26 protein-coding genes are annotated in these 22951 nt (G+C 74.3%); 11 read left to right on the top strand and 15 right to left on the bottom strand.

The annotated features are described in order from the left end of the window. Positions 1-122: 122 nt before the first annotated feature. Positions 123-692: a helix-turn-helix domain-containing protein gene (locus ABZY33_RS07100; RefSeq protein ID WP_356490462.1), complete on the bottom strand. Its 570-nt coding sequence runs from the start codon at positions 690-692 to the stop codon at positions 123-125. A 141-nt stretch (positions 693-833) separates the two neighbouring features. On the opposite strand from ABZY33_RS07100, the gene ABZY33_RS07095 reads away from it, so the two are divergent. The 3 genes from ABZY33_RS07095 to ABZY33_RS07085 all read left to right on the top strand — a co-directional run bounded on the left by ABZY33_RS07095 (position 834) and on the right by ABZY33_RS07085 (position 2974). Beyond that, positions 834-1763, top strand: a complete 930-nt coding sequence (locus ABZY33_RS07095; RefSeq protein WP_356490461.1) for an SDR family oxidoreductase — start codon at positions 834-836, stop codon at positions 1761-1763. A 178-nt stretch (positions 1764-1941) separates the two neighbouring features. Then, on the top strand, positions 1942-2496 hold the full coding sequence (locus ABZY33_RS07090; RefSeq protein WP_356490460.1) for a hypothetical protein: 555 nt from the start codon (positions 1942-1944) through the stop codon (positions 2494-2496). Positions 2497-2542: 46 nt separating this feature from the next. Continuing rightward, positions 2543-2974, top strand: coding sequence for a DUF2809 domain-containing protein (locus ABZY33_RS07085; protein ID WP_356490459.1), 432 nt, complete (start codon positions 2543-2545; stop codon positions 2972-2974). Here the strand turns inward: ABZY33_RS07085 and ABZY33_RS07080 are convergent. After that, entirely contained in the window at positions 2934-3707 is a 774-nt protein-coding gene (locus ABZY33_RS07080; RefSeq protein ID WP_356490458.1) for a polysaccharide deacetylase family protein, read from the bottom strand. The two genes, ABZY33_RS07085 and ABZY33_RS07080, sit on opposite strands and share 41 nt — an antisense overlap. 167 nt (positions 3708-3874) lie before the next feature. Beyond that, positions 3875-5224 carry a hypothetical protein gene (locus tag ABZY33_RS07075; RefSeq protein ID WP_356490471.1) on the bottom strand — a complete coding sequence of 450 codons (1350 nt, stop codon included), beginning with the start codon at positions 5222-5224 and terminating at the stop codon, positions 3875-3877. Between the two features lie 170 nt (positions 5225-5394). Between ABZY33_RS07075 and ABZY33_RS07070 the strand changes: the two genes are divergently transcribed. Continuing rightward, a complete protein-coding gene (locus tag ABZY33_RS07070) occupies positions 5395-6672 on the top strand; it encodes a molybdopterin-dependent oxidoreductase (RefSeq protein ID WP_356490457.1) in 1278 nt (425 codons plus the stop codon). Positions 6673-7052: 380 nt separating this feature from the next. Here ABZY33_RS07070 and ABZY33_RS07065 read toward each other — a convergent pair whose 3' ends face one another. Genes ABZY33_RS07065 through ABZY33_RS07055 form a run of 3 tightly spaced genes read right to left on the bottom strand, consistent with a single transcriptional unit; the run spans position 7053 to position 9162 of the window. Continuing rightward, complete coding sequence (locus ABZY33_RS07065) at positions 7053-7820, bottom strand: class I SAM-dependent methyltransferase (RefSeq protein WP_356490456.1); 768 nt, start codon at positions 7818-7820, stop codon at positions 7053-7055. Next, positions 7817-8434, bottom strand: a complete 618-nt coding sequence (locus ABZY33_RS07060) for a DUF2064 domain-containing protein (protein WP_356490455.1) — start codon at positions 8432-8434, stop codon at positions 7817-7819. The genes ABZY33_RS07065 and ABZY33_RS07060 overlap by 4 nt, the downstream gene beginning before the upstream one ends. Beyond that, entirely contained in the window at positions 8431-9162 is a 732-nt protein-coding gene (locus tag ABZY33_RS07055) for a glycosyltransferase family 2 protein (RefSeq protein ID WP_356490454.1), read from the bottom strand. Before ABZY33_RS07055 ends, ABZY33_RS07060 begins: the two co-directional genes overlap by 4 nt. Before the next feature lie 114 nt (positions 9163-9276). On the opposite strand from ABZY33_RS07055, the gene ABZY33_RS07050 reads away from it, so the two are divergent. Both ABZY33_RS07050 and ABZY33_RS07045 read left to right on the top strand, forming a co-directional pair. Next, positions 9277-10071, top strand: a complete 795-nt coding sequence (locus ABZY33_RS07050; RefSeq protein WP_356490453.1) for a response regulator transcription factor — start codon at positions 9277-9279, stop codon at positions 10069-10071. Positions 10072-10073: 2 nt separating this feature from the next. Next, positions 10074-11186 carry a HAMP domain-containing sensor histidine kinase gene (locus ABZY33_RS07045; protein WP_356490452.1) on the top strand — a complete coding sequence of 371 codons (1113 nt, stop codon included), beginning with the start codon at positions 10074-10076 and terminating at the stop codon, positions 11184-11186. Positions 11187-11205: 19 nt separating this feature from the next. On the opposite strand, the gene ABZY33_RS07040 is transcribed toward ABZY33_RS07045, so the two are convergent. The 4 genes from ABZY33_RS07040 to ABZY33_RS07025 form a co-directional block, all read right to left on the bottom strand. Continuing rightward, a complete protein-coding gene (locus ABZY33_RS07040; protein WP_356490451.1) occupies positions 11206-12195 on the bottom strand; it encodes an NAD-dependent epimerase/dehydratase family protein in 990 nt (329 codons plus the stop codon). A gap of 359 nt (positions 12196-12554) precedes the next feature. Next, entirely contained in the window at positions 12555-13004 is a 450-nt protein-coding gene (locus ABZY33_RS07035) for a spore-associated protein (protein ID WP_356490450.1), read from the bottom strand. A 203-nt stretch (positions 13005-13207) separates the two neighbouring features. Next, positions 13208-13447: a hypothetical protein gene (locus ABZY33_RS07030; protein WP_356490449.1), complete on the bottom strand. Its 240-nt coding sequence runs from the start codon at positions 13445-13447 to the stop codon at positions 13208-13210. A gap of 50 nt (positions 13448-13497) precedes the next feature. Then, positions 13498-14577 carry an endonuclease/exonuclease/phosphatase family protein gene (locus tag ABZY33_RS07025; protein WP_356490448.1) on the bottom strand — a complete coding sequence of 360 codons (1080 nt, stop codon included), beginning with the start codon at positions 14575-14577 and terminating at the stop codon, positions 13498-13500. Between the two features lie 86 nt (positions 14578-14663). Here ABZY33_RS07025 and ABZY33_RS07020 point away from each other — a divergent pair, with 86 nt between their 5' ends. The 3 genes from ABZY33_RS07020 (at position 14664) to ABZY33_RS07010 (ending at position 16836) form a co-directional block, all read left to right on the top strand. Beyond that, positions 14664-15359, top strand: coding sequence for a response regulator transcription factor (locus tag ABZY33_RS07020; protein ID WP_356490447.1), 696 nt, complete (start codon positions 14664-14666; stop codon positions 15357-15359). Then, a complete protein-coding gene (locus tag ABZY33_RS07015; RefSeq protein WP_356490446.1) occupies positions 15352-16440 on the top strand; it encodes a HAMP domain-containing sensor histidine kinase in 1089 nt (362 codons plus the stop codon). Before ABZY33_RS07020 ends, ABZY33_RS07015 begins: the two co-directional genes overlap by 8 nt. 180 nt (positions 16441-16620) lie before the next feature. Further along, on the top strand, positions 16621-16836 hold the full coding sequence (locus ABZY33_RS07010) for a hypothetical protein (protein ID WP_356490445.1): 216 nt from the start codon (positions 16621-16623) through the stop codon (positions 16834-16836). 111 nt (positions 16837-16947) lie between these two features. Here the strand turns inward: ABZY33_RS07010 and ABZY33_RS07005 are convergent, their stop codons facing one another. Together ABZY33_RS07005 and ABZY33_RS07000 are read right to left on the bottom strand one after the other, a co-directional pair. Beyond that, complete coding sequence (locus ABZY33_RS07005; RefSeq protein ID WP_356490444.1) at positions 16948-17973, bottom strand: DNA topoisomerase IB; 1026 nt, start codon at positions 17971-17973, stop codon at positions 16948-16950. A 130-nt stretch (positions 17974-18103) separates the two neighbouring features. After that, the gene (locus ABZY33_RS07000; protein ID WP_356490443.1) at positions 18104-18292 is read right to left on the bottom strand and encodes a hypothetical protein; all 189 of its coding nucleotides are present in this window, start codon (positions 18290-18292) and stop codon (positions 18104-18106) included. Positions 18293-18433: 141 nt separating this feature from the next. Between ABZY33_RS07000 and ABZY33_RS06995 the strand changes: the two genes are divergently transcribed. Together ABZY33_RS06995 and ABZY33_RS06990 are read left to right on the top strand one after the other, a co-directional pair. Further along, positions 18434-19126: a ThuA domain-containing protein gene (locus tag ABZY33_RS06995; RefSeq protein WP_356490442.1), complete on the top strand. Its 693-nt coding sequence runs from the start codon at positions 18434-18436 to the stop codon at positions 19124-19126. Further along, complete coding sequence (locus ABZY33_RS06990) at positions 19111-20199, top strand: Gfo/Idh/MocA family oxidoreductase (RefSeq protein ID WP_356490441.1); 1089 nt, start codon at positions 19111-19113, stop codon at positions 20197-20199. The genes ABZY33_RS06995 and ABZY33_RS06990 overlap by 16 nt, the downstream gene beginning before the upstream one ends. Positions 20200-20305: 106 nt before the next feature. Here the strand turns inward: ABZY33_RS06990 and ABZY33_RS06985 are convergent, their stop codons facing one another. From ABZY33_RS06985 to ABZY33_RS06975, 3 genes are all read right to left on the bottom strand, one after another. Next, positions 20306-21469: an oxygenase MpaB family protein gene (locus ABZY33_RS06985; protein ID WP_356490440.1), complete on the bottom strand. Its 1164-nt coding sequence runs from the start codon at positions 21467-21469 to the stop codon at positions 20306-20308. 62 nt (positions 21470-21531) lie between these two features. Continuing rightward, positions 21532-22584, bottom strand: coding sequence for a polyprenyl synthetase family protein (locus ABZY33_RS06980; RefSeq protein WP_356490439.1), 1053 nt, complete (start codon positions 22582-22584; stop codon positions 21532-21534). Then, entirely contained in the window at positions 22577-22861 is a 285-nt protein-coding gene (locus ABZY33_RS06975; protein WP_356490438.1) for a polyprenyl synthetase, read from the bottom strand. The genes ABZY33_RS06980 and ABZY33_RS06975 overlap by 8 nt, the downstream gene beginning before the upstream one ends. Positions 22862-22951: the final 90 nt, after the last annotated feature.

The raw sequence follows: 22951 nt of genomic DNA, 5'->3' as shown, positions 1-22951 counted from the left end.
GAGGACCGTGCGACGGCGGTGCCCCAGCCGGATCGGCCGGATGCGCATCGTGCCCCCGACTACGGTGCGGGCACTGGACGTTGAGCGTACCGGCCCGTTCCTGCTGTCGGGGGCGCGGGGGCTCAACCGGCGGCGACGACGTGCTGCAACTCGGCCAGCGACCGGTCGAGCAGGACCCCCAGCTCCGCCGGAGCCTCGTCGGGAGCGATCCACCGGGTGAAGGCGGTGCGGAAGACGGCCGCCGCCGACTCCGCGGCCAGCTGTGCGGGCAGCTCGGCGACGCCCCGCTCGCGCAGTTCGCGTGCCAGGGCGTCGGTCAGCGAGGCCATCTTGGCGAGTTCGCGTTCCTGGAGGACGGGGGTGGCCGCGACGATGGCGCTGCGGCGCCGGGCCAACTCCCTGCGGTCCGCCAGAGCGCCGGGCAGTGTCCGCAGGGCGGCCATGAGGGTTTCGAGGGGTTCCTGACCGGCCGGAATCTCGCGTACGGCGGCGACCAGCCCCGCTTCCAGCGGCTGGGACGCGGGGAAGAGCACCTCGCGCTTGTCGGTGAAGTGCCGGAAGAACGTCCGCTCGGTGAGTTCCGCCCGGCGGGCGATGTCCTTGACGGTGGTCCGCTCGAATCCGAGTTCGGCGTAGAGCTCCAGCGCCGCCTGTTCCAGGCGGCCCCGCGCGTCCGGTTTCCATCGACCCATACGCGCATCTTACGTGATGACAGCCACTGTCATGGCGAGTATGCTGATGACAGCAGCTGACATCGCAAGGGTCGCCGGGCCCGGGATGCGGCGCGTTGACGGCCGCTGCCCCCGGCCCGGTCCCTCCAGGAGGTTTCTCGTATGAAGGTCTTCGTCACAGGCGCCAGTGGTTGGATCGGTTCCGCCCTCGCCGCCGATCTGATCGCCGCAGGACACACCGTGTCCGGCCTGGCCCGCTCGGACGCGTCGGCGAAGAAGCTGGTCGCCGCCGGGGTCGAGCCGGTCCGGGGATCGCTGGACGACCTCGACGTGCTGCGCGAGGCGGCCCGCGCCGCCGACGGCGTGGCGCACCTCGCCTTCGACCACGACAAGGCGTTCACGGGCGGCGACTTCCGCGGCGCCGTCGAGGCGGACCGGCGGGCGGTGAGCGCGCTCGGTGAGGGGCTGGCCGGGACGGGCAGGCCCTTCGTGGCGGCGGGCGGCACCCCCGCCGCGCCCGGCACGGTCACCACCGAGCACGACGCGCGCCGCTCCAGCGAACTGGGGCCCGAGGACAATGGCCCCGCCGCGCGCGCCGCCACCGACGCGCTGGTGCTCGCGCTGGCCGAACGGCAGGTGCGCTCCAGCGTCGTGCGGCTGCCGCGCACCAACCACGGGGAGGGCGACGCGGGCTTCATCGCGATGCTGGTCGCCACCGCCCGCGAGAAGGGAGTGTCCGGCTACATCGGCGACGGCGCCAACCGCTGGCCGGCCGTGCACCGCCTGGACTCCGCGCACGCCTTCCGGCTCGCCCTGGAGAAGGCCCCGGCGGGATCGGTCCTGCACGCCGTGGCGGACGAGGGCGTGGCGATCAGGGACATCGCCGAGGTGATCGGCCGCCACCTCGGCATGCCCACGGCGTCGGTGGCGCCGCAGGACGCGTTCGCGCACTTCGGGTGGGTGGCCGCGGTCCTCGCGCCGGACCAGCCCTCCTCCGCCGAACTGACCAGGAAGCTGATCGGCTGGGAGCCGACGCGCCCGGGACTGCTCGCGGACCTGGACCAGGGGCACTACTTCCGACAGGCTTCCTGACTTCACCGCACCGGTCGTGCCGGAGGCTCAGCCGGCTCCCCTCGCTGCGCACCGCGTACCGCGTTGCCGCGTATGCGCCCGGGCGCCGGGTATTCGGCACCTTCCACCGCTCCGTCGACGAGGAGGGCGGGGGAGGCGTCCGCGGGCCGGGGCCGCGGAGAGACCGAGGGGGCAGATCATGGAGCGGGTCAACACTTTCCTGACCAGACACCTGTGGGCGACCTACGCGCTGTCGGTGCTCATGGGTGCCGGACTGATCCAACTGCTGTACCCAGGACGCTCGTTCGTCGCCGTGCTGGCCCGCGTGCTGGTGCTCTCGCTGGGCGGCCTGGGCGTGGCACTGGCGGCGCGGCGCAGGGAGAAGCAGGCCGCCGGAGGCGCCGAGGGGCTCGTCTCCCTCGACCAGCGGCTGCGCCGGGGCGAGCCGCCGACCGACCCCCGGGAACGGCAGGCCATGCGCGACCTGGTGGAGCACCGTCTGCACCGGGCGCGGCACCGCAAGACCGCGCTCGCCCTGCTGGCGTTCATGTTCGTGGCGATCACGGTCATGACGGCCTTCACCGCCGGCACGCGCCAGACCGTCGGCTTCGCGGTCCTCACCGTGGTGTTCATCGGCTGGATGATCTACAACAGCAACCTGCAGACCCGCCGGATGCACACGATGCGGTCAGCCCTGCGCTCCGAGCAGGCCCCGGCGGAGGCGGACGCCGCCGCAACGCCCCCACGGCCGTAGGGCCCTGGGCGGCGGGCGGGCCCTACGGCCCCCATAGGGTGCTGCGGTGAGCAGACGGTGGTGGGCTTTCGGCGGCGCGGTCGTGACCGTCGCGGCCGGTCTCGGGGTCCGGGCGTGGGCCGGGGGCGACGTCGCGAAGTACGGGGGCGACGCCCTCTATACGGTGCTGGTGTGCGCGCTCGTGGTCCTGGCGGCGCCGCGGCTGCGTCCCGCCGCGGCGGCCGGCATCGCGCTGGGGCTCAGCTGGGCGGCCGAGTTCCTGCAGATCGTGGGGGTGCCGCGCGTCCTCCAGCCGCTCCTGGGCGCGACCTTCAACGCCCCGGACCTGTTCTGGTACGTCGTCGGAGCCGCCCTGGGGTGGTGCCTCGCGCTCCCGGGGCGGGCCCGCGATGCCGGCCCCGGTGCCGACCGTTCGACGGCGCCGGCATCCGCGCCCGTCACCGCACGGGAAAGCCGAAAATGTAACCGTCTGCCTTGAGTTGGGGAAGGAGCCGCTTCAGTGCCGCGACGGTCTGGGTGCGATCCCCGCCCGCGTCGTGGAAGAGGAGGGTCGGACCGTTGGGCAGTTCACGCCGGACGGTGGCGACGATGGCCTCCGTGCCCGGACGCTCGAAGTCCTTGGTGTCCACGTTCCAGCCGAGCGGGCGCATGCCGCGCGACGCGGCGAGCTTGCGGCTGTATGGGGTGAACGCCCCGCCCGGGGCCCGGTAGTACATCGGCCGGACACCGCCGGACGCCTTGGTGATCATGCGTTCGGCGTCGAGGATCTGCTGGGACTGGTAGGTCTGGGAGGCCTTGTCCATGGCGGTGTTGTGCGACACGGTGTGGTCGCAGAGCCGGTGCCCCGCCGCCACCACCTTCTTGACCAGGTCCGGGTGCGCCTCGGCCTGCGTCCCCACCATGCAGAAGGTGGCCTTCACCCCGTACTCCCTCAGCACGTCGAGGACTTGGGGGGTCCAGACCGGGTCGGGGCCGTCGTCGATGGTGAGGTTCACGCCGTGCGGGCCCGCCTGCGAGGCGTGGGCGATGGTCGCCGCGACCTTCTCGACCGTGCCGCTGGGCGCGGCCGGCGCGGCCGCCTCGGACGACGGACCGTCCGCGGCGCCGGCCTGCGCGGTCCACATCGAGGCACCGGTGGCCAGCAACGTGACGCCGAGCGCCGCCCCCACGACCTTGCCGTACCAGCCCTGTCCACCGCTGTGCCGCGCCATGTCCGCCCCTTCGCGTGCTGTCCCCGCCCGATGCCGGTCGCCCCGCGACCACCTGTGAGGACGACACGAAGGCGCCGGAGGATGCGTCCGTTACAGATCACGGACAATCCCGGGAAAGACCGCGGACAACCCGACCGCCCGCACCCCGCAGCACGCGCTGGGTACCGTCACCACCCCGTCAGCAACAGATGGTTGAGAGCCAGGGCCAGGGTCGCCTGTGCGGTGAGCCAGGCGCGGGGGCGGGGGAGGAAGGTGCCGGCCGCGAGGAGCCAGACGGCGAAGGGCAGCCAGATGCGTTCGGTCTCGGCCTTGCTCATCCCGGACAGGTCGGCGATCACCAGCGCCGCCAGGGCGGCCGAGACGAGCAGCGCCAGACGGGGGCGGGGTGCGTCGAAGCGGGGAAGCTTGCGGTGGGGGAGGGGGAGCAGGAGCGCGCCCGCGCGGCGCAGGCCCGCCACGGTCGCCGGGCCGGTGATCAGGACGGTGCACGCGAGATTGGCCCACACCCAGTACGTGTAGGGGCGGATGCCGCCCGCGCCCTGGTAGTAGCGCGTCGTCAGCAGCCGGTACGCCTCCCACCAGTTGAACCCGGCCAGCGTGAACGCCAGGGGGACCACCGCGAATCCGGCGAGCAGGAGGAGCGCCAGCGTCGCCGGACGCCGCCGGACGTGACGCCGCCCGAGGAACAGGACCGTCGCCGCGATGACGGCCACCAGCGTGAGCCCGTAGGACAGGTAGCAGGTGAGGCCGAAGAGCAGGCCCGCGCCGGCCGCCCAGCCCATCGCCCGCCCGGTCACCGCGAGGGCGAGCAGGGCCAGGGCCCAGGCCGCGACGGCCGCGAAGTAGGCGTCGGCCGAGGCGCCCATCCACACCGCGGCAGGGGCGAGGACCAGGAACGGAGCGGCGCCGCGGGCCAGTTCCTCCGAGGCCAGGGCCCGCACGGTGACCAGTACGGCGGTGGCGGCGGTAGCGCCCACGAGGACGCACCACAGGCCCGCCCAACCGCCGCCGCCCAGGCCCACCCGGTCGAGCAGCACGAAGGTGAGCGGCGCCGCCGGGGGATGGCCCGCGGTGTGGGCGGGCCAGTGGTCGGGCGAGTCGATGAGGATGTGCCGGGTGTAGTCCCGCAAGGTCGCGGGGATGTCGTGGAAACGGTCGATGACCCGCAAGTACTCGTACTTGGTGGTGAGGCGGACGGCGATCCCGCGGTGCCAGCCGTCGACGAGCGCGAGCGCGAGGATCCAGGCGGTGGCACTCGCCCAGACCGTGGCGAGCAGGGACCGCCAGCGCAGCGTCGCCGCGAGCCGGGGGCCGTACGCCACGGTCAGGAGCGCGAGCGCGAGGGCCGCGGGCGTGCCGGGGCCGGCGTGGGGCAGCCAGTTGGCGTACAGCGGCGGCCAGCCGACATGCAGCGTGTGGCGGGTGGCTTCGATGTGCCGCCCGACCACGGCGGCCGCCAGGACGAGGAGGGCGGCCGCGCCGGCGGCGTACAGGTCCCGGCGGTCTCCCCTGCGCAGGGTGTCGGTGTCGGGCGCGGTGCCGGAGCCGGTGGTGGGGGTGTCGGTGCGGGTCACAGGGAGACGCTAAGCCGGGACGGCTCCGCGGCCCGGCCGCCCGGGCCGGACGTCAGCATTTCGTCATGGTTCGCAGCGCCGGTTCCGGGGCCCTGACGTCCTACGGTCCTTGCATGCGCGACTTCCCCCGCCTGCCCACTTCCCCCGGTTTCTGGCGCAGCCCGCTGCGCGGACCGGCGTTCACCTCGGTCCTCGGCCTGGTCCTGCTCGGCGGGATCACGACGTTGTTCGTGACCGGCCTGCTCTCCTACGCCGCGTACAACCCGAACCTGGCCGCGGTCAACGACAAGACCCCCGACAAGGGGCTGCTCGGCTTCTACCTCTTCTCCTGGCCCACGCACCCGTACTGGCTGTACCGGCTGACCCAGGGTGTGCACGTCACGCTCGGCATCACGCTGATCCCCGTGCTGCTGGCCAAACTGTGGTCGGTGGTGCCCCGGCTGTTCGAGCTGCCGCCGGTCCGCTCGCTCGCCCACGCGCTGGAACGGCTCTCACTGCTCCTGCTGGTCGGCGGCGGCCTGTTCGAGTTCGTGACCGGGGTCCTCAACGTCCAGCTCGACTACCTCTTCCCCGGCTCGTTCTATCCCCTGCACTTCTACGGCGCCTGGGTCTTCATCGCCGCGTTCCTCACGCACGCGGCGCTCAAGGTCCCGGCCGCGATGCGCACGGTGCGCCGGATGCGCGCGGGGGAGCCGGACGCCGCGCCGGACGGGGAGGGGGACGGTCCGCAGGGCCTGACGGGCGGTCTCGTGGCGCCGCGGCCCGATCCGCCGTCCGTCTCCCGGCGCGGCGCGCTGGGCCTCGTCGGCGGGGGATCGCTGCTGCTGTTCGTGACGACGGCCGGGCGCAGCTTCGACGGGCTGCGCGCCACCGCGCTGCTCGCCCCGCACGGCGGCGCCGAACCCGGCACCGGACCGAACGGCTTCCAGATCAACAAGACCGCCTCGTACGCCGGCATCGCCGCGGCCGAGACCGGCGCGGACGCCTGGCGCCTGGTCGTCGTCGGAGCCGCGCGCACGGTCCGGCTCAGCCGCGCGGAGCTCGCCCGGATGCCCGTCCACGAAGCACAGTTGCCGATCGCGTGCGTGGAAGGGTGGTCGACGTCCGACCAGCGGTGGCAAGGTGTGCGGTTGCGCGATCTCGCCGCGCTGGTGGGCCACGAGGGCGAGCCGCCGGACGTGTTCGTCGCATCGCTCCAGCGGCACGGCGCGTTCCGGCACGCCGCGCTCCGCGCCGATCAGGTCGCCGACCCGCGCTCGCTGCTCGCGCTCCATGTCAACGGCGCGCCGCTCTCCGCCGACCACGGCTACCCGGCACGGATCATCGTGCCTGCCGCGCCCGGTGTGCTGAACACCAAATGGGTCGCCCGTATGACGTTCGGAAGGCTCTGACCTGTGGGGATCAAGAACATCATGAGGAACGCCCGCGTCTCCGGCGCCCTGGCGTCCGGCAGGCGGCCGCCGCGCCGCCTCCCACTCGGCAGCCCGCTCCAGATCGCCCTGCTCGTCTGTTCGTTCACACTCGTCGGCTACGCGGGTCTGCGCCTGCTGGCCGGCGACTGGTTCGGCGTGGCGCTGTGGGTGGTGGGAGCCGCGCTGCTGCACGACCTCGTCCTGGTGCCGCTGTACTCGGCGGCGGACCGGGTGCTGCTCGCGGCGCTCGGGGTGGCGGGGTGGCGCGGGCGGGCCGGATACGTCCGGGTGCCGGCCGCGCTCTCCCTCCTGCTGCTGCTCGTCTGGTTCCCGCTGATCAGCGGGGCCATGGACGCGCGTTACCGGTCGGCCACGGGCCTGTCGGCCTCGGGGTTCCTGCCCCACTGGCTGCTGATCACGGCCGCGCTGTTCGCCGGCTCGGCGCTCCTGCTCGCCGGCTCCGCCCTGCGCGTACGCAGGGCGGCGAACCGGCGTCCGCCCGCCGCCCACTGAGCGACCGGCACGAGGCCCGTGAGCGCCGCGTGCCGCAGCAGGGCCTCGGTGCCGAGCCGTGCCCACGGGAAGCGCTGGCCGCCCCGGGCGTCGCTGGTGACGTCGACGACCTGCACCTGGGCGTGCTCCTCGACGTCCACCGGCGCGGTCTCGGCGAGCAGCAGGCCGCCGGGGGCGAGGAGCCCGGCGACCCGGGCGAGCAGGGCGCGGGGATCGCCGCCGATGCCGATGTTGCCGTCCATGAGCAGGACGCTGCCCCAGCGGCCCTCGGCGGGCAGCGGTTCGAAGACCGAGCGGCGCAGCGCCGGGCCGCCGAGCCGCTCGGTCCGGTCGACGGCCGCCTCGCTGACATCGATGCCGAGGACGGTGTGCCCGCGCCCGGCCAGCTCCGCGACCAGCCGGCCCGGGCCGCACCCGACGTCCAGGACGGTGCCCTCGCAGCGGTCGAGGACCGCCCGGTCCACGGCGTCGGCCCCCGCGCACCAGCGCTCCACGTCCAGGGGGAGCAGCCAGCCGTCGGCCCGGCGCAGGAACAGCGGGCCGCGTCCCGCGCGCAGGGCGAGGGCGTACGGGTCGGCGTTCGCCCAGGGCGCGGTGGTGACCGGCGCGCTCATCGGCCCACCACCGCCGCACACCGGGTGAGGCGGGCGGCGAACCGGCCGTGCGGGGCGAGCGCGGCGACCGCCCGGGCGTCCGCGGCGGTGTCGACGTCGCGCAGCGGCGGCAGGTCGCGGACCCGCAGACCGGCGCCGGTGAGGCGGGCCCGCTGCACGGCACCGGTCCGCGAGGTCGACATCGGGACGCCGCGCAACAGCGCCGGATCGGGCGCGGCGAGGCCGAGCGCCCAGAAACCACCGTCCGCGGCGGGGCCGAACCAGGCGTCGCACCCGGCGAAGTCCACGCTCAGCAGCTCGGGCGTCACCTGCGGGGTGTCCATGCCGATGAGCAGCGCCGGCCCGGCGCAGCCGGCGAAGGCGGCCGCGAGCCGCTCGTCCAGGCCGCCCGCGCACTGCGGCACGACGTCGAAACCAGACGGCAGCCAGGGCCCCGGCCTGCCGTCGAGGACGAGGACGCGCCGGTCGGCCGGGGCGGCGGCGACGGCCAGCAGGGTGTCCGCGAGCGCGGCCTCGGCCAGCCCCGCCGCCTGCTCGGGCGTGAACGGCGGGGTCAGCCGCGTCTTGACCCGGCCCGGGCGCGGCTCTTTCGCGATGACGAGAAGTGTGGTCACCGGGCGCGTCCTTCCGGGGTGAGGACGGGTGCGGGAGCCGGCCGGCCCGCCGGCGGCTCGGCCAGCACGCGGCGCATGTCGCGCACCGCGTGCCAGGTGCCGCGCCAGGTCCCGGTCACCTTCGACGCTCCCGAGCGCGGCAGATAGGGCACGTCGTGCTCGGCGATCCGCCAGCCGGCGTCGGCCGCCCGGACCACCATCTGCAAGGGGTAGCCGCTGCGCCGGTCGGTGAGGTCCAGGCCGAGCAGCGCCGTGCGCCGCGCGGCGCGCAGCGGACCGAGGTCGTGCAGCGGCACGCCGGTCCTGCGGCGCACCATGCGGGACAGGACGAGGTTGCCGACGCGGGCATGGACGGGCCAGACGCCGGGGCCCGCCGGGCGGCGCCGGCCGAGCACCAGATCGGACGTGCCCGCCCGCACCTCGTCGACGAAGGGGAGCAGGCGGCGCGGGTCGAGCGAGGCGTCGCAGTCGCAGAAGCAGACGATGTCCGCCTCGGCCGCCGCGAGACCGGCCCGGCAGGCCGCGCCGAAACCGCGCCGCGCCTCGTGCACGACGTCCGCACCCAGATCGCGGGCGAGGCCGGCCGAGCCGTCGGTGGATCCGTTGTCGACGACGAGGGCGCGCCAGCCGGGAGGAATACGTTCGAGGACCCAGGGGAGGGCCTCGGCCTCGTCCAGGCAGGGCAGGATCACGTCGACCGATGGTGGTGGGGTTGTCACAGCTGACACCCTACGAGCGGGAAACCGGCATTTCGGGCATGGTGTCCTTACGAAACGAGGACGTCCGCGCCCGCGCCCGCTCCGGGCCCGCGGTAGTGGGCGCCGGGATGCCACGCTGGGGGGATGCAGCAGTCATACGAGTCCGCGGGCGCCGCGCCCTGCGCGGGAGCGGCCCGGGTCCTGGTCGTCGACGACGATCCGACGGTCGCCGAGGTCGTCACCGGCTACCTGGAGCGGGCCGGTCACGTCGTCGACCGCGCCGACGACGGTCCGGCCGCGCTGGCCCTCGCCGCCGCCCACCGCCCCGACCTGGTGGTGCTCGATCTGATGCTCCCCGGGATGGACGGGCTCGAGGTCTGCCGGCGGATACGCGCCCATGGCCCCGTGCCGGTGATCATGCTGACCGCGCGCGGCGAGGAGGAGGACCGCGTCCTCGGCCTGGAGGTCGGCGCCGACGACTACGTCACGAAGCCCTTCAGCCCCCGCGAGCTGGTCCTGCGCGTCCAGTCCGTGCTGCGCCGCGCCCGCCCCGCCGCCGACGGCCACCCGGTGCGCGCCGCGGGCCTCACCGTCCACCCCGCCGCCCGCCGCGCCACCCGGGACGGCGCCGAACTCTCCCTCACCCTGCGGGAGTTCGACCTCCTCGCCTACTTTCTGCGCAACCCAGGACGCGCCCACAGCCGCGAAGACCTGATGCGCGAGGTGTGGGGCTGGGAGTTCGGCGACCTGTCGACCGTCACCGTCCACATCCGCCGCCTGCGCGGCAAGATCGAGACGGACCCCGCCCGTCCCCGCCTGATCCGGACGGTCTGGGGCGTCGGCTACCGCTTCGAACCCGACGCGACGACCGACCCCGCACCGCCGGACGAGACGCCCGGCCCCGGCCCGGGCACCGCCCCCGAGGCGCGAGAGGCCTGAGTATGCACGTCAACCTCCTCATCGCCGCGTACGCCTTCGCGGGCGCGGCCGCCTCGGGGCTGGCCGGCGCCGCCGCGCTGCGGCTGCTGCGCCGCCGCTCCCTCACCGCCTCCCTCGCCGTCGTCTCCGCGGTGGGCGTCGTCGCGATGCTCGCGGGCACCCTCGCGGTGGCCTGGGCGATGTTCCTGTCGCCGCACGACCTCAAAGTGGTGACCACGGTCGTGGCGACGGCCGCCGTGGTCTCGCTCGCCACCGCGCTGCTCCTGGGCCGCACGGTCGTCGCGCGCAGCCGTGAACTCGCCGTCGCCGCCCGCTCGTTCGGGGACGGCGGCACCTTCGCCGCCCCGCACACCCCGGCCACCGCCGAACTGGCGGCGGTCAGCCGCGAGCTGGCGGCCACCAGCGCCCGGCTGAGCGCCTCCCGCGAACGCGAACGCGCCCTGGAGACCTCCCGGCGCGAACTCGTCGCCTGGATCTCGCACGACCTGCGCACCCCCCTCGCGGGCCTGCGCGCGATGGCCGAGGCCCTGGAGGACGGGGTGGCCGCCGACCCCGGCCGCTACCTCACCCAGATGCGCACCGAGGTCGACCGCCTCAACGACATGGTCGGCGACCTCTTCGAGCTCTCCCGCATCCACGCGGGCGCGCTCCCGCTCAGCCCCGCCCGCATGTCGCTCTACGACCTCGTCGGGGACGCCCTGGCCGGCGCGGACCCGCTCGCCCGTGAACACGGGGTACGGCTCGTCGGCGACGACGTGGAACCCGTACCCGTCGAGGTGGACGGCAAGGAGATGAGCCGGGTCCTCGGCAACCTCCTCGTCAACGCCATCCGCCGCACCCCCGCCGACGGCACGGTCGCCGTCGCCGTGCGGCGCGCCCCCGAAGGCGGTGTCGTCGTCTCCGTCACGGACGGCTGCGGCGGCATCCCCGAGGAGGACCTGCCCCGCGTCTTCGACACCGGCTGGCGAGGCACGCACGCCCGGACACCCCCCGCGGGGGCGGGACTCGGCCTCGCCATCGTCCGCGGCATCGTCGAGGCCCATCAGGGCCGGGCGACGGTCCGCAACATCCCGGGCGGCTGCCGCTTCGAGGTGACGCTGCCCACGGCCTCGTAGCGGCACGCCGCAGGTCGGTCTACCGCTCGCCCGCGAACTCCCGCATCCCGTCCGCGAAGGACACCCCTGGCCGCCAGCCCAGTTCGTCCCGCAGCCGTGCGGAGTCCGCGGTGATGTGCCGGACGTCCCCGAGCCGGTACTCCCCGGTGACCACCGGCTCCGGCCCGCCGCACGCCGCGGCGAGCGCCCGCGCCAGCTCCCCGACGGTGTGCGGCACCCCGCTGCCCGTGTTGTAGACCGTCAGCGCCCCCGCGGCCGCGTCCGCCTCCAGCGCACACAGGTTGGCCGCCGCCACGTCCCGTACATGGATGAAGTCCCGCCGCTGCCGCCCGTCCTCGAAGACCCGCGGCGCCTCGCCGCGGGCGAGCGCGGAGCGGAAGAAGGAAGCGACGCCGGCGTACGGGGTGTCCCGGGGCATCCGGGGTCCGTACACGTTGTGGTAGCGCAGCGACACACCGACTCCGCCCGTGGTGCGCGCCCACGCCGCCACCAGGTGTTCCTGCGCGAGCTTGGTGGTGGCGTACACGTTGCGCGGGTCGGTCGGCGCGTCCTCGCCGACGACGCCGGGCTCCAGCTCCGCGCCGCACGAGGGGCAGGTGGGCTCGAACTGCCCGGCCTCCAGAGCGGCGACGGCACGCGGACCGGGGCGCACCACGCCGTGGCGCGGGCACACGTAGCGTCCTTCTCCGTAGACGACCATCGAGCCGGCCAGCACCAGGCGGCGCACCCCCGCCCGGTCCATGGCGGCCACCAGGACGGCCGTGCCCAGGTCGTTGCGGGAGACGTACTCGGCGGCGTCCGCGACCCCGTCGCCGAGGCCGACCCTCGCGGCCTGGTGGCACACGGCGTCCACGCCCATGAGCGCCCGCGCGACCGCCGCGGGGTCGCGCACGTCGGCGCCCGGATCGTCCCGCACGTCGAACACGACGGGCTCGTGCCCGCGCGCCGCCAGCGCCTCGACAACATGGGACCCGATGAACCCGGCACCGCCGGTGACCAGAACACGCATGGCGCCACGCTAGGCCGCCGCCCGGGCGTGTGCGGGACCGCGGACCGGCGCGTCACCGTTCCGTAAGCAGTGGGGCCACCGGCCACGGGCGTCGCCCGTCGGGTGCCTGGGCCGTGACGTGGGCCGCGGTGGAGTGCGTCTGTCGCTCACCGCGAGCCGTGCGCCGGGAAGGGTTTCCCCCACACGAGTCGACGGGCGAGGACTTCTGCCGGGCGCCGACCGCGCCGAGTCGGCAGGCTCGCGGAGGCCAGAGCGGTACGCGCCCTGCCCCCGCGCGCGAGACCCGACACGTGTGGCCGCTCCGGACGTCTCCGGAGCGGCCACACGTGCGTCGATCCACTGGTACGTGCTGCCGCGCGTCAGCGCACGGAGGTGACCCGGTGCTCCCGCAGCGCGGCGCAGTTGGAGCCGTACACCGAGACGTACACGTTCTTGATGTTGCCGCCCCAGTCGACGCAGTGGCCCTTGCCGTACACGGAGGCGGGCCCGGCGTACGAGGTGTAGGTGCCGTAGTCCGAGTCGCCCAGATCCGTGTCGGGCACGTAGACCCACGTCGACATGTCGACCCCCGCGCCCGGGCTGCTGCGGATGGTGGCGACACAGTTGCGGCCGTTGGCGGAGTTGTAGGTGAGGTAGACGGTGCCGAGCGAGCCGACCGCCGCGGAGTTGACGGTCTTGTAGGCGCTACCGCAGACCTTCTGCGGCGTGGTGTTGGGTGCGGCGGAGGCCGGTGACGCCAGGACGGCCGTGGAGCCGGCCGTCAGGGCCGCCACCGCGCCCAGCGAGAGAAGAGAACGGCTGAATCGCATTATTTCCCCCTTGTTGGTCTTGGAGAGCTTCCTCCTGCTTGGTGTGACAGCTCCGACGCGAGAAGGGTTGTTGTACTCCCGGCGAAGTGGCCGAGATGCGTCCTTGTGGCCGGTAATCCCTTTACAGGACCGCCGGATCAGTCCACCGTCGTCGTCCCGGCCAGCGTGCGCACGACCGTCCCGCCGCTGTCGGCCGGCGTCAGCTACCAGGCGGCGGGCTTGCTGAGCTGCCACACCGGCTGCCAGGGCGCCCTGACGGTCGGCCCGGGACCCGCCTCGGTCTGCGCCTCCATCTGCGTCGGCGCCGAGGTGGGCATGCCCGTGGTGACGAGCGCGACCCGCCCCTCGTCGGTCAGATCGGCGAGGTTGCCGCCGAACCGGTCCACGGCCCAGCGCCCGGTGGAGCCGCCGGTGTTCTTGTCCACCACCGGCAGCTGGGCCACCGTCCGCGTGGTCGCCGCACGTACCCGGCGCCCGTGGGACGGGAGACCCCTCACCAGCTGATCTCCGCCGCCACCGGCAGGTGGTCGCTGGCCGTGGCCGGCAGCAGCCACGCCCGGGTCGGCTCCACACCGCGGACCAGGATGTGGTCGATCCGCGCCACCGGGAAGGAGCGCGGCCAGCTGAAGCCGAAGCCGGCACCGGCCGCGTCCTGGGCCGAGGTCAGCCGCGCGGTGACGCCACCGAGCGCGCCGTCGTCCACCGTGCCGTTCAGGTCGCCGAGCAGCACCACCCGCTCGCTCCGCTCGGCGGCGAGGGCCGCGCCCAGTGCCCGCGCGTTCCGGTCCCGCGACTCCGTCCAGAAGCCGGCCGCCGGGGTGACGCGGACGGAGCCCAGGTGGGCCACGTACACCGTCAGCGGCCCCCGGCCGGTGGCCACCGTGGTGCGCAGCGCCCGGCTCTCCGCCAGCTTGACCGCGGCCGGCCTGCGTTCCGCCAGCCGTCCGACGTCCGTGTGGAGGTCGACCGGCCGGGCGTGGGAGAGCGGCACCTTGCTCCACAGGCCGACCGTGCCCTGCACCGTGTGGTACGGATACGCCCGCGCCAGCTCTTTCTCGTACACCCCCACGGCCTGCTCGGACAGCTCCTCCAGGGCCAGCACGTCCGCGCCGGACGCGGCCAGCTCGCGCGCGGTGCCGGCCGGATCGGGATTCTCGGCGGCGACGTTGTGACTCACGAGGGTGAGGTCGCCGCCCGCCCGCGAACGGTCGCCCAGCAGCCCGCCGAAGAGGTGGCACCAGAGGGCGACCGGCACCACCAGAGCCAGCGCCGCCGCGGCGGAGCGCCGCCACCACGCCGCGGCGAGCAGCACGGGGACGAACAGGCCGCACCAGGGCAGGAAGGTCTCCACCAGACTGCCGAGGCCGCCGCGGTGCGTGATCCGCCCGTGCCCGAGCAGGAGCAGGCCGAGCAGCAGCGCCGACGCCACGAGCAGGGGGCCGCGGCGCCACGGGCCCGGCCTGCGCCCCGGCCCGCGCCGGACCCGGGGACGCCACGGCCGCCCGCTCCCGGGCAGGCGCGGCCGGCGGGCCGGGCGGTCCGCCGCCCGTGCTGATGTCTGGGTGGAAGTCATGCCGCAAGTGAAGACGCCGCGGTGTTGCCGCCATGTATGCGGATTCCGATACGCCGACGATATGTCCGCCCTCGTACCCTGCAGACATGCGTGTCTTGGTCGTCGAGGACGAGCCCTATCTGGCGGAAGCGATCCGCGACGGCTTGCGTCTGGAGGCGATCGCCGCCGACCTCGCGGGCCACGGCGACGCCGCGCTGGAGCTGCTCGGCACCCATGCGTACGACGTCGCCGTCCTCGACCGCGACATCCCCGGCCCCTCCGGCGACGAGATCGCGCGCCACATCGTCGCCACGGGCAGCGGCATGCCGATCCTCCTGCTCACCGCCGCCGACCGCCTCGACGACAAGGCGTCCGGGTTCGGGCTCGGCGCCGACGACTACCTCACCAAACCCTTCGACATGCGCGAACTCGTGCTCCGGCTGCGCGCGCTCGACCGCCGCAGGGCCCAGGCCAGGCCGCCGGTACGGGAGATCGCGGGCCTGCGGCTCGACCCGTTCCGCCGTGAGGTGCACCGCGACGGCCGCTACGTCGCGCTCACCCGCAAGCAGTTCGCCGTCCTGGAAGTCCTGGTGGCCGCCGACGGCGGGGTCGTCAGCGCCGAGGAACTCCTGGAGCGGGCCTGGGACGAGAACGCGGACCCGTTCACCAACGCCGTACGCATCACCGTCTCCGCCCTGCGCAAGCGGCTCGGCGAACCGTGGCTCATCGCCACCGTGCCGGGCGTCGGCTACCGCATCGACCCGGCGCCCGGCGGCCGACGCGGGGGAGCGGACGGTGGATAGGCGGCCGGGGCTGAGCGTGCGCCTCAAACTCACCCTCAGCTACACCGGGTTCCTCATGCTGGCCGGTGTCCTGATGCTCCTCGCCGGCTGGGTGTTCCTGACCCGGGTGCCGCACGGCGGCCTCGTCCTCGTCCCCGGCTACCGCCGCTCCGTCGTACGGGACTTCGCGCCGATGGCGGGCGTCACGATGCTGTTCCTGCTCGTGTTCGGCCTCGCGGGAGGATGGCTGCTGGCCGACCGGATGCTCGCGCCCCTGACCCGGATCACCGAGGCCACCCGGCTCGCCTCCAGCCGGTCCCTCTCCCACCGCATCCGGCTGCCGGGCCGCAAGGACGAGTTCCGGGAACTGGCCGACGCCTTCGACACCATGCTCGCGCGGCTGGAGGCGCACGTCGCGCAGCAGCAGCGGTTCGCCGCCAACGCCTCCCACGAACTGCGCACGCCGCTGGCCGTCACGAAGTCGCTGCTGGACGTGGCCCGCGCCGATCCGGGGCGCGCCGGCGATCCGCTCGTCGACCGCCTCTACGCCGTCAACACCCGGGCCATCGACCTCACCGAAGCGCTGCTCCTGCTCAGCCGCGCGGACCGGCGCTCCTTCCGGCGCGAACCCGTCGACCTGTCCCTGCTGGCGGAGGAAGCCGCCGAGACACTCCTGCCGGTGGCCGAGCAGCGCGGCATCACCCTGCGGACCGAGGGCGCCATCGCCTCCACCCCCGGTTCGCCGGCGCTGCTGCTGCACCTGACCACGAACCTCCTGCAGAACGCGATCGTCCACAACCTCCCGCAGCGCGGCAGCGTCCGCGTCCACACCGGCGTCCGCCCCACGACGGTCGTCCTCACGGTGGAGAACACCGGTGACCCTCTCGCCGCGGACCAGGTCGCGACCTTCACCGAACCCTTCCAGCGCGGCACCGAACGCGTCCACACCGGCCAGGCGGGCGTCGGCCTGGGCCTGGCCATCGTCGCCACCATCGCCCGGGCGCACGACGGACGGCTCACCCTCACCCCGCGCCCGGCCGGCGGCCTGCGCGTCACCGTGGAACTCCCCAGGACGCCCCGGTCACCGGGCCCCGCGGGCTGACGTGTCCGGGGGCCGGGGTGCGGTTCCCGGGAGGGCCCGGCGATGGAGGCACATGGGGCGCGACGCGGTGGCCGTCGCGCCGGGCGTGCTTCCGGCCGCCGCCGTGGAGCGGCGTTCAGGCCGGCGCGGCCGGGTATGTCCGGGGCACAGCATCCGTACCCGTCCGGAGGGAGCCTGGACATGACCGACCTGACCGGCCTGCAAGAGGTGGCCACGTTCTGCGGGAAGTGCGACTGCGGGTGCCCGCAGCTGTTCCTCGACCCCCAGGCGCCGGTCGAGCGTCGCATCGTGATCACCGACGACTTCGGCCAGCGCGTGCAGATGAGCGCCGACCAGTTCGCCTCGCTCGTCGAGGAGGCGAAGGCGGGGAAGCTGGACGCGCTGGCCGTGGCGTGACGCCCCGCGCCCCCGTGGCCGCGTACACCGCGGGGGCGAGGAGCACGGCGGTGCGCTCACTTCGGACGGACGGCAACGGTCATGCGGTCCGGTGTCCCGCGGGCCGGCGCTTCACGCCAGCAGCCGCAGCACCGCCTCCTCGATGGGCCCCTGGGTCGCCGGGTGGCCGAACGCGGCGCCGTCGCCCAGCTTCTCCAGCGAGTCCGCGATGGTGCGGCCCTCCTCGAAGAGCTCGACGATCCGCGGGTTGATGTACGAGGCCCGGCAGACGGCGGGGGTGTTGCCGAGGTACGTGCTGACCTCGCGGACCGCCCGGGTGACGGCACCCTTGCGGGCGGTGCGGGACTCCTCGGCGACCCGGGCGGAGACGGCGAGGGCGACGGCCGCGAGGACGGTGGCGTGCCAGGTGCGGAAGTCCTTCGCCGTGATGTCCCGGCCCGCGCTCTCGCGCAGGTACTCATTGAGTTCGGCGGCGCTCAGCTCGTGCCAGGCCCCGCCCTGCCAGTAGGCGAACAGCCGCGGGCTCTCACCGCCCCGGCGCATCAGGGTACGCAGCACCTTGCAGGCGGGCGGGTCGCTGAGCGCGCGCGTCTGCGTCTTGGAGTACTTCGCCGGATACGTCAGCGAGACCTCCCCGGCCCGGCAGGAGGCGTGCTCCTTGAGCAGGGTGGTCAGTCCGTACGTCCCGTTGTCCCGGCGGTAGGACTCGTTGCCGATGCGGAAGAAGCCCAGGTCGAGTAGGCGGACGGCGCAGGCGAGGACACGTGCGCGGCACAGGCCGCGCCGGGCGAGGTCCGCCGTCACCTGCGCGCGCACGTCGGGCAGCGCGCGGGCGACCTCCAGCACGTGGTCGTGTTTCGCCTGTTCCTGCCGCTCGCGGAACCACGGGTGGTAGAGGTACTGGCGCCTGCCCGCGGCGTCCGTGCCGACGGCCTGGAGATGGCCGTTGGGCCACGGGCAGATCCAGACGTCCTGCCAGGCCGGGGGGATGACCAGGGCGCGCAGGCGCTCCTTCTCGGCCGGGTCCGTGATGACGTGCCCCGATGCGTCCTTGTACCGGAATCCACGCCCCGAACGGACCCGGGTGATGCCCGGTCTGTCGAGGTGGCTCGTCCTCAGCCGCCGTTTCTCGCGCATGCTCCAGGGATTCCCGCAAAGCCCGGGGCCAGACCTGGGACTGCCGCGTTCGGCGCAGTCCGCCGATGGCTACGAGAACCCGGCGCGGGCGTACGACGCCCGCGCGCCCGGCTGCCCTCGCGCCTCGCTCTCAGGAACCGGGGTGCGCGGCGTCCTTGAGCCGCCACCCGTGGCCCGAGCACCCGTCGGGCGGCGGTGGGAAGCGGTGGCCGCGCACATCGGTGCTGTAGCCGTGGTGCTGCTCGCAGTCGCACTCGTAGATCCCCGAAGCGGGGACGATCTCGCCGGGGCGGTGGACCTCTTCTTGCCTGTCGCTCATAGCTCCGGTCTACGGGCGGTCCCACCCCTCGCGCGACCCGGGTACGCCGGACGGGCCCCTCCCCGCCCGCGGCCCGGGCGGGCCGGACCCGCGGCACGGCCCTCTTCCGCGGACCACCGCGGTGCGCGAGTCTCCTCTCTTATGACCAAGCGAGCGATCATCGTGCGCGGCGGCTGGGACGGACACCAGCCCGAGGCCGCCACCGAGCTGTTCCTGCCCCACCTCACCGACCACGGCTTCCGCTACGAGATCTTCGACTCCCCGGCCGTCTACGCCGACGCCGACCGCATGGCGGCCACCGACCTGATCGTCCAGTGCATGACCATGTCGACGATCGAGCGGGAGCAGGTCCTCGGACTCCAGGCGGCCATCGAGGCGGGCACCGGCTTCGCGGGCTGGCACGGCGGCGTCGTCGACGCGTACCGCGCCAGCGCGGAGTACCTGCACCTGATGGGCGCCCAGTTCGCCCACCACCCGGGCAAGGAACCGGGCCGGCGGACGGGCGAGCAGTCCGACAACTACCTGCCGCACCGCATCGACATCCTTGCCTCGGCCGCCGAGCACCCGATCACCGCGGGCATCGAGAGCTTCGACCTCGTCACCGAGCAGTACTGGGTCCTCGGCGACGGCCTGCTCGACGTACTCGCCACGACGACGCTGCCGGCCCGGCCGTGGGACCCCTGGCACCGGCCGCACACCTGTCCGGCCGTCTGGACCCGCCACTGGGGCGCGGGACGCATCTTCGCCTGCACGCCGGGCCACCGGGTGGAGACCCTCCAGGACCCCAACGTCCGGACGATCATCGAGCGGGGGATGCTGTGGGCAAGCCGCTGACGCTCGGACTCATCGGCGCGGGCGTCATCAGCGGGCAGTACCTGGAGACCATCGCCCGCCTCGACGACCTCGCTCTCGTCGCCGTCGCCGATCTCGACCCCGCCCGCGCCGCCGCCGCGGCGGACGCCCACGGCGCCACGGCGCTGACGGTGCCGGAGCTGCTCCGGCGCGAGGACATCGACGCCGTCCTGAACCTGACCGTCCCCGCCGCGCACGCCGACACCTCACGCGCGGCGATCGACGCGGGCAAGGCGGTGTACGTGGAGAAGCCGCTCGCCGCCACGGCCGAGCAGGCGCGCGGGATGCTCGCCGCCGCGGCCGCCGCCGGAGTGGTCCTCGGCTGCGCGCCCGACACCGTACTCGGCACCGGTGTCCAGACGGCGCGCGCCGCCGTCGACGGGGGCGCGATCGGCACACCGGTCGGCGCCACGGTCACCATGGTGACGCCAGGACACGAACGCTGGCATCCCGCGCCCGACTTCTACTACCGGCCGGGCGGCGGCCCGCTCCTCGACATGGGGCCGTACTACCTGACGACGCTGGTGACACTGCTGGGCCCGGTCGTCAGCGCCACGGGCGCCGCGAGCGCCCTGCGCGGGGAACGCGTCATCGGGTCGGGCCCCCGCGCGGGCCAGCGCATCCCGGTGACGACGCCGACCCACGTCACCGGCGCGCTGGTGCACGCCTCGGGCGCCCTCTCCACCCTCCTGATGAGCTTCGACGCCATGGCGACCCACGCCGCGCCCATCGAGGTGCACGGGACCGACGGGTCGCTGGCCGTGCCGGACCCGAACGGGTTCAGCGGTGACGTGCGGCTCGACGCGGGGCGGGGCTGGGAGGTGCTCCCGGTCTCGGCCGGATACCGGCGGGCGGCCCGCGGTTACGGTCTCGCCGACCTCGTCTGGTCCGGCGCGTTCGCCGGCGACCCGGCGGCGGGCCGGGCCGGGGGAGCCCTCGCCTTCCACGTCCTGGAGGTGATGGAGGCAGTCCTGACCGCCGCGGCGGAGGGCCGCTCGATCCCGGTCACCAGTACGGTGACCCGCCCGGCGCCCGTTCCACTGGACGACCGCTGAACCCCGGCCGGGGCGCCGGGTGTACGGGGAGCCGGCCCCTCGGAGTCCCGGCAGCGGACCGACGCGACGCGGTGCGGCCACTCCGTCCGACCCGCGGCCCCGGCCATCAGGTCGTCACGGTCGGGGCCGGTGGGGTCCAGCGGTGGGTGCGGGGCACCGTCGCTTCGACGCCGAAGTCCTTCTTGAGCTGCTCGGGGATGGCGTAGTGCATGACGCGGCCGCGGGTCAGGGAGGACAGCTCGAAGACGCTCGTGAGGTGCCCGATCCGGTCCAGGGCCCAGGCGCCGAACGGGGAGCGGTCCTCGATGGTCTCCAGGACCCCCAGCAGGGCCGGCACCGCCTGGGCGGCCTTGTCCCAGGCGGTGCGCGGCACCTGGAGCCAGTCGGCACAGGTGTCACCGATCAGGTACCGGATGAGCGCAGAGACGATGGGGTCGAAGAAGGTCCCGGGCACGACCTCCTCGTAGAGATCGATCAACTGCCGGGTCAGCTGGGCGCCTTCCGCGGAGGGCCCCATGTGGCGGAGCATGTACAGATCGAGGAAGGCGCGGGCCTCCTCCAGGGTCTTCGGCACGGCGTCCTGGTCGACGCCGAGCATCGCCCCGACCACCCGCCACGCGTAGTAGTACGCCTCGGCGCCCTCCGTGGACATGTGGATGTTCAGACGGTGCAGGCTGTCCAGGACGAGCAGCGAGAAGAACATCTGGCCGCCGACCATGTCCTCCTGGTTGATCGGCGTGCCGACTGCCGCGGTGTCCCAGCGGTCCTCGCGCTTGAGGTGGTGGCGGATCGACGCGTGCAGCAGCCGCACCTTCTGCGCGGCCGGGATGAAGCGGCTGCCCGCCTCGAACGCGTCGGGCTGCATCAGATAGACGGTGAACTGCCCGGTCTCCGCCATCCGCCGGGAGGGATAGTCCAGGCCGTGGGTCGTGGAGAGCAGCCGGGCGACGTTCGGGACGACGTAACAGGCGGGCATGGAGGCGAAGGACAGGGCGGTGGAGATGTGCACGTTGTTGTCGATGAAGAACAGCCGCGCCTTCTCCATCTCCCCCCAGTCCACCCAGGACGGCGGGACGCTCGTCGCTTCCAGGTACTCGCGGGCCACGTCGGGCAGCCCGTCCGGCAGGGGCGCGCCGGCGGTGGAGACGTAGCGCATCAAGGTGTTGAACTTGCCCACCTCTCCGCGTTCGAAGAGGGTGGCCACGACGGTGTCGGCGAGCTCGTCACCGGCCAGGCGCAGCGCGTTCATCGAGGCTTCGGTGTAGATCATGTCGGTTCCTTCTCGGCGAGCCGCTCCCGCTCTCGCGGGGTGGCCCGGCCACGCGGTGGGGATCAGCAGGGGCGGTCGGTGGCGGTGTGCGCGAGGTCGGTGAGGGCCCGGCGCGCCGAGGCGGCCATGGCGAGCCCGCCGAGACTCCCGACGGCCTCCCGCACACGAGCCGCGATCAACTCCTCCACCTGGTCCGGGGCCTTGAGTTCGCGCAGCAGCCCGCGGACCGCGCGCAGGTCCGCCTCGTCCAGGTCCGGGCGGCCCAGGAGCGCGGTGAGTTGTTCGCGCCGGTCGGGGCCCGCGCTCTGCCAGGCCCGGGCCAGCAAGGTGGTGGGCCGGTGGCCGCGGAGGTCGTCCAGACCGGACTTGCCCGTGGTGGCGGGTTCACCGAAGAGGCCGAGCAGGTCGTCCCGGAGCTGGAACGCCTCGCCCAGCGGCAGCCCGTACCCCGAGAGCCCGGCGCGCAGGCCGGGGGCGGCGCCCGCCAGTGATGCGCCGATCAGCAGGGGTTGCTCGACGGTGTACTTGGCCGTCTTGTAGCGGACGACCTTCAAGGAGCGGTCGGTGTCCGGCGGGGCCCCGGTGCTGAGGATCTCCAGGCACTCACCGGCGATGAGCTCGCGTGCCAGCTCCGCCCACAGGGGCCGGGCCCGGGCCAGATAGGCGGCGGGCAGGCCACTGGTGGCGAAGAGTTGGCCCGCGAGCGCCATCAGGTGGTCACCGACCAGCATGGCGAGGGAGCGGGCCGCGGCGTGTGCCCGCGGACGGCCGGTGACGGCGGCGCGCAGCGCGACGTGGGCGGTGGGCAGGTTGTGCCGCAGCGGACTGTCGTCGATGAGGTCGTCGTGGACGACCGCCGCCGCGTGCACCAGCTCCATCGAGGCGGCGGCGCGCAGCAGGGCCTCGTTCTCGGGCTGGCCGGCCGCGCGCCAGCCCCAGTAGCAGAAGGCCGCCCGTAATCGCTTGCCGTGGGCGGCCGCCGCCCGCAGCTGCCCGGCCACCGGCCGCAACGCCTCGTCGATGGCGACCAGTTGGTCCGCCTCCCCGCCCAGGAAGCCGGCCAGCAGTGTGTCGACCCGGTCGCGGAACCCGGCCTGGTCCCAGCGCTCAGGCATCGCCACCGGACGCCGCCCGTCTGGCGACGGCGTGCTGCGCCAGCACCTCCAGGTGGGCCGGCGGGACGGTGGCGATCCGGTCCAGGGCGATGCGTCCCCGGGCCATCAGGTCCTGCTGCGCGTCGCGGGCGAGCTCCGGCCCGTCGGACCGGCGCAGCCACTGCTGGACGGTGCCCGCCGCCTCGCCGACGGCGCTCACCGCCAGGTCCGCCAGCCCGGCCACGAGCAGCACCGCCTGCCCTTCCACGCCCTGGCCACGGCGTGCGCCAGCTGTCATGCGTCCCCCTCTGTCTGCCCTGCGGCCCGGCCGAAACCCGAGTCGCCCGGCCTTCAGGAGACGGGACGCGGCGCTGTGCCGCTCCGCGGT

Origin of the sequence: Streptomyces sp. NPDC006552 (assembly GCF_040611655.1) — a bacterium.
In the GTDB taxonomy this organism is placed as follows: domain Bacteria; phylum Actinomycetota; class Actinomycetes; order Streptomycetales; family Streptomycetaceae; genus Streptomyces.
Note: the sequence above shows the minus strand (reverse complement) of the source record. Positions and strands in the feature narration are given on the sequence as shown.

Excerpts from the sequence above, each read along its gene's own strand:
- ABZY33_RS07100 (WP_356490462.1), bottom strand. The coding sequence starts at position 692 with ATGGGTCGATGGAAACCGGACGCGCGGGGCCGCCTGGAACAGGCGGCG.
- ABZY33_RS07095 (WP_356490461.1), top strand. The coding sequence starts at position 834 with ATGAAGGTCTTCGTCACAGGCGCCAGTGGTTGGATCGGTTCCGCCCTC.
- ABZY33_RS07090 (WP_356490460.1), top strand. The coding sequence starts at position 1,942 with ATGGAGCGGGTCAACACTTTCCTGACCAGACACCTGTGGGCGACCTAC.
- ABZY33_RS07080 (WP_356490458.1), bottom strand. The coding sequence starts at position 3,707 with ATGGCGCGGCACAGCGGTGGACAGGGCTGGTACGGCAAGGTCGTGGGG.
- ABZY33_RS07070 (WP_356490457.1), top strand. The coding sequence starts at position 5,395 with ATGCGCGACTTCCCCCGCCTGCCCACTTCCCCCGGTTTCTGGCGCAGC.
- ABZY33_RS07065 (WP_356490456.1), bottom strand. The coding sequence starts at position 7,820 with ATGAGCGCGCCGGTCACCACCGCGCCCTGGGCGAACGCCGACCCGTAC.
- ABZY33_RS07050 (WP_356490453.1), top strand. The coding sequence starts at position 9,277 with ATGCAGCAGTCATACGAGTCCGCGGGCGCCGCGCCCTGCGCGGGAGCG.
- ABZY33_RS07045 (WP_356490452.1), top strand. The coding sequence starts at position 10,074 with ATGCACGTCAACCTCCTCATCGCCGCGTACGCCTTCGCGGGCGCGGCC.
- ABZY33_RS07040 (WP_356490451.1), bottom strand. The coding sequence starts at position 12,195 with ATGCGTGTTCTGGTCACCGGCGGTGCCGGGTTCATCGGGTCCCATGTT.
- ABZY33_RS07035 (WP_356490450.1), bottom strand. The coding sequence starts at position 13,004 with ATGCGATTCAGCCGTTCTCTTCTCTCGCTGGGCGCGGTGGCGGCCCTG.
- ABZY33_RS07025 (WP_356490448.1), bottom strand. The coding sequence starts at position 14,577 with ATGACTTCCACCCAGACATCAGCACGGGCGGCGGACCGCCCGGCCCGC.
- ABZY33_RS07020 (WP_356490447.1), top strand. The coding sequence starts at position 14,664 with ATGCGTGTCTTGGTCGTCGAGGACGAGCCCTATCTGGCGGAAGCGATC.
- ABZY33_RS07010 (WP_356490445.1), top strand. The coding sequence starts at position 16,621 with ATGACCGACCTGACCGGCCTGCAAGAGGTGGCCACGTTCTGCGGGAAG.
- ABZY33_RS07005 (WP_356490444.1), bottom strand. The coding sequence starts at position 17,973 with ATGCGCGAGAAACGGCGGCTGAGGACGAGCCACCTCGACAGACCGGGC.
- ABZY33_RS07000 (WP_356490443.1), bottom strand. The coding sequence starts at position 18,292 with ATGAGCGACAGGCAAGAAGAGGTCCACCGCCCCGGCGAGATCGTCCCC.
- ABZY33_RS06995 (WP_356490442.1), top strand. The coding sequence starts at position 18,434 with ATGACCAAGCGAGCGATCATCGTGCGCGGCGGCTGGGACGGACACCAG.
- ABZY33_RS06985 (WP_356490440.1), bottom strand. The coding sequence starts at position 21,469 with ATGATCTACACCGAAGCCTCGATGAACGCGCTGCGCCTGGCCGGTGAC.
- ABZY33_RS06980 (WP_356490439.1), bottom strand. The coding sequence starts at position 22,584 with ATGCCTGAGCGCTGGGACCAGGCCGGGTTCCGCGACCGGGTCGACACA.
- ABZY33_RS06975 (WP_356490438.1), bottom strand. The coding sequence starts at position 22,861 with ATGACAGCTGGCGCACGCCGTGGCCAGGGCGTGGAAGGGCAGGCGGTG.